The organism is Mycobacterium sp. E735, assembly GCF_001666955.1.
Lineage (GTDB): Bacteria > Actinomycetota > Actinomycetes > Mycobacteriales > Mycobacteriaceae > Mycobacterium.
Window position 1 is genome coordinate 1 of record NZ_LZIX01000124.1, and the last position, 7,297, is coordinate 7,297.

Annotated in this window: 8 protein-coding genes; 2 read left to right on the plus strand and 6 right to left on the minus strand. The window is 69.2% G+C overall.

Going from position 1 to position 7,297, the window contains the following annotated elements; all coding sequences use genetic code 11:
* The 5 genes from A5704_RS10030 to A5704_RS10050 all read right to left on the minus strand — a co-directional run.
* The coding region (locus A5704_RS10030) for an esterase family protein (protein ID WP_255396405.1) at positions 1-900 on the minus strand (900 nt) is incomplete at its 3' end.
* 136 nt (positions 901-1,036) lie between these two features.
* On the minus strand, positions 1,037-3,277 hold the full coding sequence (locus A5704_RS10035; protein WP_067888784.1) for a cation-translocating P-type ATPase: 2,241 nt from the start codon (positions 3,275-3,277) through the stop codon (positions 1,037-1,039).
* Positions 3,274-3,486, minus strand: a complete 213-nt coding sequence (locus A5704_RS10040; protein ID WP_067888788.1) for a heavy-metal-associated domain-containing protein — start codon at positions 3,484-3,486, stop codon at positions 3,274-3,276. Before A5704_RS10040 ends, A5704_RS10035 begins: the two co-directional genes overlap by 4 nt.
* A gap of 127 nt (positions 3,487-3,613) precedes the next feature.
* Positions 3,614-4,690 carry a hypothetical protein gene (locus tag A5704_RS10045; RefSeq protein ID WP_067888791.1) on the minus strand — a complete coding sequence of 359 codons (1,077 nt, stop codon included), beginning with the start codon at positions 4,688-4,690 and terminating at the stop codon, positions 3,614-3,616.
* Positions 4,691-4,769: 79 nt separating this feature from the next.
* Positions 4,770-5,591, minus strand: coding sequence for a mycofactocin-coupled SDR family oxidoreductase (locus A5704_RS10050; protein WP_067888795.1), 822 nt, complete (start codon positions 5,589-5,591; stop codon positions 4,770-4,772).
* Between the two features lie 140 nt (positions 5,592-5,731).
* On the opposite strand from A5704_RS10050, the gene A5704_RS10055 reads away from it, so the two are divergent.
* Positions 5,732-6,202 (plus strand): SRPBCC family protein, encoded by a 471-nt coding sequence (locus A5704_RS10055; protein ID WP_067754177.1) that lies wholly within the window; start codon positions 5,732-5,734, stop codon positions 6,200-6,202.
* Between the two features lie 68 nt (positions 6,203-6,270).
* A complete protein-coding gene (locus A5704_RS10060) occupies positions 6,271-6,750 on the plus strand; it encodes a DUF417 family protein (protein WP_068262146.1) in 480 nt (159 codons plus the stop codon).
* On the opposite strand, the gene A5704_RS10065 is transcribed toward A5704_RS10060, so the two are convergent.
* Positions 6,674-7,297, minus strand: a 624-nt coding sequence (locus tag A5704_RS10065) for a TetR/AcrR family transcriptional regulator (protein WP_082954819.1), incomplete at its 5' end; no start/stop codon positions are given. The two genes, A5704_RS10060 and A5704_RS10065, sit on opposite strands and share 77 nt — an antisense overlap.

Genomic DNA, 7,297 nt, shown 5'->3' on the forward strand with positions numbered 1-7,297 from the left:
GACCGCGCAGGTGCCGCCCATCGACCACCCGGCGACGCCCCAGTTGGCTCGATCGGCGCTGACGGCGAAGTTCGACACCATGAACGGCACGACGTCCTTGGTCAGGTGGTCGGCGGCGTTGCCGCGGCTGCCGTTGACGCACTCGGTGTCGTTGTCGAACGAGCCGGTGGGGTCGACGAACACCAGTACGGGGGAGAAGCCGCGATGCGCGGCGGCGAAGTTGTCGATGGCGGTGAAGGCGCCGCCTGGGCCCAGCCAGTCGGCCGGGGTGTTGAAGGCGGAACTGATCATCATGACCGCCGGCAAGCGGGGTGGCGGATTGCTGTTGAACCATGCGGGCGGCAGGTAGACCAATTCCCGGCGGTGGCGGAAATGGGAGGCGTTGTCGTCGATGTCGACCGGCACCACCACGCCCTTGCTCGGCCTGGTCCCGGCGACCTGCATTTCGGTCACGCGCAGGCGGTCGATCTGGTCGGGCAACGGCACCGAGGTCAGCTGGTTCCACGCGGCGAGCGCCGTCGGGAAGTAACCCACCCAGCTGTTGAGAGCCAAACTCGCGCACAGCGCGCACAGGGGGATGGACAGCACCGCCACCCCCCGGCGCCACCAGCGCGCGCCCGGCCAGCCCACCAGGAACACCGCGACGGCCAGGCCGGTCGCCGCGATCCACAGCCACAGCGTCGTCGGCGCCGGGTCACCGGCCACGCCGAGCGACGTGATGTACCAATACGCGAGCGCGGTCGTCGCGACGGCGGCGATCACGGCCACCGGCAGCACCCGCTTGAGCCACCGCCGGGCACGCCACTGGATCGCGATGATCAGCAACAGCAGCGTCAGCGCCTGCACGGTCGGCGGGAACCAGCCATGCAGCAAGGACAGTCGTCCGAAGAATTGGTCCAACGGTCGTTGCCTTTGCTGAGTCGATCGCTGCGCGGGGGCGGACACCCGTGGTCTTTTCGAACGCGGTGGGTCGGGAACAACTATCCCACACCCGTCCCACCGGCCCGCCCGCCGTCGCGGCGTGTGAGGGTGGCCGTTAGGAGGCTGTGACGCTGGTGAAAGTGCGCAGCCGCAGGCTGTTGGCGACCACGAAAACGCTGGAAAACGCCATCGCGGCGCCCGCGAGCATCGGGTTGAGCGCGCCGAGCGCGGCGAGTGGGATCGCGGCGATGTTGTAGCCGAAGGCCCAGAACAGGTTGGCCTTGATGGTGGTCAGCGTGCGCCGGGACAGCCGGATCGCGTCGACGGCGGCGCGGAGGTCACCTCGGGTGACGGTGAGGTCGGCGGCTTGGATGGCGACGTCGGTGCCGGTGCCCATGGCCACCCCGAGATCGGCGGTCGCCAGGGCCGCGGCGTCGTTGACGCCGTCGCCGACCATCGCGACGACCTTGCCTTCGGCCTGCAACCGCTTGATGGCGGCGACCTTGTCGGCGGGCATCATTTCGGCGATCAACTGCGCGATGCCCACCTCGTCGGCGATGCGCTCCGCCACGCCCCGGTTGTCGCCGGTCATCAGGATCGGTGTCAGGCCCAGCCCCTTGAACCGCCGAACCGCTTCCGCGCTCGTCGGTTTGACCGTGTCGGCGACGATCAGGACCCCGCGGGCCCGGCCGTCCCAGCCGACGACGACCGCGGTCTTGCCCTCGGCCTCGGCGCGGTCCTTGACCGCCGACAGCTCGTCGCTCAGCGGCTGGCCGCAATCGGCCAGCAGGCTGGCGCGCCCCAGGACGACGGCGTGGCCGTCGACGATGCCCCGCACGCCGTTGCCCTCGGAACTGGTGAATCCCTCGGCCGCGGGCAGCCGGCCCAGCTCGGCCTTGGCGGCCTTGGCGATGGCCCGGGCGATGGGATGCTCGGAGGCATCCTCGAGCGCCCCGGCGTAGCGCAGCAGTGCCGCGCGGTCGGTCCGGTCGGCGCCGACCACGTCGAGGAGGGTCATCTTCCCGGTGGTGACGGTGCCCGTCTTGTCCAGCACGATCGTGTCGACGCGGCGGGTGGATTCCAGGACTTCCGGCCCTTTGATCAGCACGCCGAGCTGGGCCGCGCGGCCGGTTCCGACCAGCAGGGCCGTCGGGGTCGCCAGCCCGAGCGCGCACGGGCAGGCGATGATCAGCACCGCGACGGCCGCGATCAGCGCCGCGGTGGCCGGGAACCCGAGCGCGAGCCATGCGCCGAGCGTCGCGAGGGCGATGCCGATGACCACCGGGACGAACACACTGGAGATGCGGTCGGCGAGCCGCTGGACCTCGGCCTTGCCCGACTGCGCCTCCTCGACCAGCTTGGCCATGTGCGCCAGCTGCGTGTCGTCGCCGACGCGGGTGGCGCGCACGACGAGGCGTCCGCCGACGTTGACGGTGGCGCCCGTGACGCCGTCGCCCGGGCCGACCTCGACGGGAACGGACTCCCCGGTGAGCATCGAGACGTCCACGGCCGAGGAGCCCGAGACCACGACGCCGTCGGTGGCGACCTTCTCCCCGGGCCGCACCACGAATTGGTCCCCGACGGTGAGGCGATCCACCGGGATCCGGGTCTCGCCGCCGCCCCGCAGCACGGCGACGTCCTTGGCGCCGAGCTCGAGCAGGGTGCGCAGCGCGGCGCCCGCCGTCCGCTTGGACCGCTTCTCGAAGTACCGTCCTGCCAGCACGAACAGGGTCACACCCGCGGCGACTTCGAGGTAGATGTTGCCCGCACCGTCGGAGGTCCGGATGGTCGGTTCGAACCGGTCGTGCGTCCCCGGTGCCCCAGCCGTCCCCAGGAACAGTGCGTACAGCGACCACAGGAAGGCCGACAGGGTGCCGATCGAGACGAGGGTGTCCATCGTGGCGGCACCGTGCCGGAGATTGGCCCAGGCGGCGGCGTGGAAGGGACGGCCACCCCACACCACGACCGGCGCGGCCAGCACCAGCGACGCCCACTGCCAGTAGCGGAATTGCAGGGCGGGGATCATCGCCATGGCGATCACCGGGGTGGCGAGCACGAGCGACGTGATGAGGCGAGTGCGAAGCGCCGCCAGATCGGCGTCCGCGCGCTTCCCGGGGGCCGGCTCCTCCCGGCGCTGCGGCAGGGCGGCGGTGTAGCCGGCCTGCTCGACGGCGGCGATCAGCAACTGCGGGTCATACCCCGAGGGAACGGTCAGGGCCGCCTTTTCGGTCGCGTAGTTGACGGTGGCGGCGACGCCGTCGAGCCGGTTCAGCTTCTTCTCGATCCGGGCGGCGCACGACGCGCACGTCATCCCCGCGATCTCGAGCTCGATATGGCTCACCGGCACTGCGCTCATGCCACCAAGACGGCCTCGTAGCCGGCCTCGTCGACCGCGCCGAGGACGGCGTCCGCGTCGATGGGAGAAGAACTCGTGATCACCAGCCTGCCGGTGTCGGCGCTGACATCCACGCGCTCCACGCCAGGGAGGCGGCCGACCTCGTCCCGCACGGCCGACTCGCAGTGGCCGCAGCTCATCCCGTCGACCCGGTATTCGCTGGTGACCATGGTCCTCCTTCCGGTGGATGCCTCGGGGTGGATACCCGATGGCGATACACCTTCGGGCGTCACCTCCATCATGAGTGGGTTCGTACGCTGGTGGCAGCACGATTCTGCCGGATCACGCGACGGGACGTCAGGGCTGGGACAACAACAGCAGCACCCGACCCGTGGCAGGGGGCGCGGGAAACGCGCCCTCGTCGAAGCCGTAGTACTTGCGCTGGTCGGCCGTGACGGCGTCGATCACCTTGCCGGTGGCCGTCAGCTCGCCGTCGTGGACGCGCGCCATCATGCCCTTGAAGTCCGGGACCGCCATCGAATCGGCGAGCATCAGCGCCTCCCCGCCGGTGGCCAGCGTCACCAGCACGCCGGCCCCGGCGTAGTTGTTGCCGCCACGGCCCCGGCCTAGCGGCGCCCAGTAGACGGGCGCCGAGGCGACGGCGCCTTTCACCCGGCGGTATTCGCCCGCATGTTGGGTGTCGGCGACGGTGACGACCGGCAGGGCCGCGATCGTTCGTTGCTCCTTGAGCCAGAGCCCACCCAACGGAACGCAGACGATGGCGTACATCAAGAGCACCAGGACCAAGACGGGCTTCCAAGCGATTTCCCAGCCGAGCCGGCGTGGCGAGATCGCCAGGCCGCGCAGCTGCGTGTCGAGCCGGCGGCGTCCGAATCGAAAGACGTACCAAGCCAATACCCGCGCCAGCGCCATGACCGCGAGGATCGTCAGGCCGGCCATGCCGCACACCCGCCAGTAGAACGTGCTGTCGCCCTGGTTGGCGGTGGCCGCCCACATGACGGCGGGGATTGGGGCGGTGATCAGCAGGAGCAGCGCGTACGACGGGTGACTGGTCAGGTATGGATAGGTCACGCGCCAGGCGGGGTTACCCCCGTAGACGGTCACCGGCCCGACATCGGCGTGCACCGTCGGTGTCCACGACCCCTGCACAATCCGCGGCCGCACGAGCGAGCGGACGAAGAAAAATCCGAAGACGAGCGACACCACGAGCGCTCCCCAGAAGGTTTCGTCGAGCCGTTCGCCGGTGCCGGGCACGCCCATGGCGCCCCGGATATCGATCACCTTGCCGACGAAGAACGTCAACGGCATCACGAAGAAGAACTCGGTCAGCCAGGTCTGGATTAGCTGGGGAATGCGCGCGCCAAGTCGGTCGAAGGCAAGTACACGTTGCCAGACGAAGCTGAGCACGCCCATGAGCGGCGACCATATCGACCTGACGCGGTAGCGGCAATCTTTGTGGTGCGGCTAAGGGCGCTTTGCCGCGCGGAAACCCTCAGACGTAGCCCACGCCGATGTCCACCGAAACCTGGGTCGCCGTGACCAGCCGCGACTGGTCGGAGGCGAGCCAGGCGACCGCGTCGGCGATGTCCTCCGGCTGGGCGATTCCCTCAGGCAGTAGCGGCTTGTGCAGTCCCCGCAGGTGCGGGTAGGTGTCGGCGGCCGCGTGCAGCGCTTCGCGCATGCGCCCGGTGCCCATCGGTGTCGCCACCGCGCCGGGGTTCAGGCTGTTGACGCGGATGTTGTGCCTGCCGAGCTCGGCGGCGAAGGCGCGTGCCATCCCGACGACGGCGTGCTTGCTCGCCGTGTAGTGAATCATGAACGACTGCATGTTGATGCCCGCGGCGGAACCGATGAGGATGATCGAGCCGCCGCGGCCCCCGTCGATGATGTGCTGAGCGCCGGCCATCACCGTGTTCCAGGTCCCGGTGACGTTGGTGTCGATGGTGTCGCGGAACGCCTCGGCGCTGATCTGGTCCCACGGCGCGGGACTGCAGATTCCGGCATTGGCGACGATGATGTCGAGGCGACCCAGTTCGCCCACCGCCCTGTCGACGGCGGCGGTGAGCGCTTGGAGGTCGCGGATGTCGACGGCTTCGGTGATCGCCCGTTTGCCGTTGGCGCTCACCAGCCTTGCCGTCTCCGCCAGGTCCTCGGGTGTCGGTGAATCGTAGGGAACGCTCGGCGGCAATGGCCCGGCGATGTCGACCGCGATGATGTCGGCGCCTTCGGCGGCCAGGCGTACGGCGTGCGCCCGGCCCTGCCCCCGCGCGGCGCCCGTGATCAGCGCAACCTTCCCCGAAATGGATTGATTCATGGCTTGTTTCGGCTCCTCTCGGCGGGGGCTTCCGCCACGCCCATGCGGTCCCTGGCAGGGCGGGTCGTTTCGCTGTTCTGAATTCGACTCGGCGAGCGTAGCGTCGAGCTGACGCTGCCGGACAGCCGAAAGGAAAGATTATGACCGTCACCGTTGTCGACGCGGGTCCACGGCAGGTAAGCCGGTCGGTCGAAGTGGCGGCGCCGGCCGCGGAGCTGTACGCGATGGCCGCCGATCCGCGGCGACACAGCGAGTTGGACGGTTCGGGTACCGTGCGAGCCAACATCAAGGCTCCGGCGGAAATGGCTGTGGGGTCGAAGTTTTCGACCAACATGAAGATGTACGGCCTGCCGTATCGCATCACCAGCACGGTGACCGCCCTCAAACCCGGCGAATTGGTTGAATGGCGTCATCCGTTGGGGCACCGGTGGCGCTGGGAGTTCGAGGCGCTTTCGCCGAGCCGGACGCGGGTCACGGAGACGTTCGACTACAGCCGGGCCGGTGCGGTCAAGAATGCGCTGAACTACTACCAGCTGATCGGTGCGGTGAAGGGGAATACCGCCGGCATCGAAGCGACGCTGGCTCAGTTGCGGGATCGCTACGCCGGATAACGGTTCTGCGTGCGGGTGAACAAAATCGGGAGCCCTCTCGTGGCTGCACCGTGGACAAAATCGAATCCGTGACCGCGCCCGTCGCCACCGGTTCCCGTGTGGCGCAGTCCCTGACGCTGTCGGGCCAGCTGATCAGCCGGTACGGGTTGGTCATCGTCCTGGCCTGGATCGGGTTCGGGAAGTACGTGAAGATGGAATCCCGTGTGCTGATCGAGCACAGCCCGCTGATGAGCTGGATCTACGACGTGTTGAGCGTCGCCACCGTCGCACGCTTGCTGGGCACGATGGAGATCGTCGCCGCGGTTCTGATCGCCCTGAGGCCGGTGTGGCCGCGCGCGTCGGCGGCCGGCAGCGCGCTGGCGGTGCTGCTGTTCCTGGGCACCCTGAGCTTCCTGTTCACCACGCCCGGCGTAATCGCGACCCATGCGGATGGCGTTCCCGTGCTGTCGGCGTTACCGGGCCAGTTCCTGCTCAAGGATTTGGTGTTGATCGGCGTCGCGGTGTGGACCTGCGGTGATTCGCTGGGCGCGCGAACAGCGTCCCGCTGATCAACCCCTTCGCCGAAGCGAGCGTGGCCGCGTAGGCGTCGGCGTCCAGGGTGGCCGCGCGCTCGGTGAGGCCGCGAGCCAGCGCATGGATCGCGCCGGCGGCGGCCCGGGGGTCGATGCCCGGCGGCAGCGCGCCGGCGGTCTGGGCGTCGCGGAGGATCTCAATGATGGTGCGGCGCAGGGCCTTTGGCCCCGGATAGTTCGGCCGGCCGCGACGGGGATGCTGATGGCTGTCCGCGCGTACCGCGCGATCGAAGCCGGCCAGATGCGGATGTTCGCGCATCATCCGACTCGCCTCATCCAACACCGCAACCAGCCGTTCGACCACGTCGTCGGCCTGTGCGGCCGCGTCCCGCAGCCGGGGGGCCGCGATCCGCTCGATGTCCTCGACGGCCGCGCCCAGCAATTCGGACTTGTTCGGGAAGTAGTTGTACAGGCTGCCGCTCGTCATGTCGGCGGCGCGGGCGATTTCGCGAATCGTGGTGCGGGAGTAGCCCACCGTCGCCACACTGCGCATGGTGGCCACGATGATCCGCTGGCGGGTCTC

Coding starts and splice junctions, on each gene's coding strand:
- A5704_RS10035 (WP_067888784.1), bottom strand. CDS start 3,277: ATGAGCGCAGTGCCGGTGAGCCATATCGAGCTCGAGATCGCGGGGATG.
- A5704_RS10040 (WP_067888788.1), bottom strand. CDS start 3,486: ATGGTCACCAGCGAATACCGGGTCGACGGGATGAGCTGCGGCCACTGC.
- A5704_RS10045 (WP_067888791.1), bottom strand. CDS start 4,690: ATGGGCGTGCTCAGCTTCGTCTGGCAACGTGTACTTGCCTTCGACCGA.
- A5704_RS10050 (WP_067888795.1), bottom strand. CDS start 5,591: ATGAATCAATCCATTTCGGGGAAGGTTGCGCTGATCACGGGCGCCGCG.
- A5704_RS10055 (WP_067754177.1), top strand. CDS start 5,732: ATGACCGTCACCGTTGTCGACGCGGGTCCACGGCAGGTAAGCCGGTCG.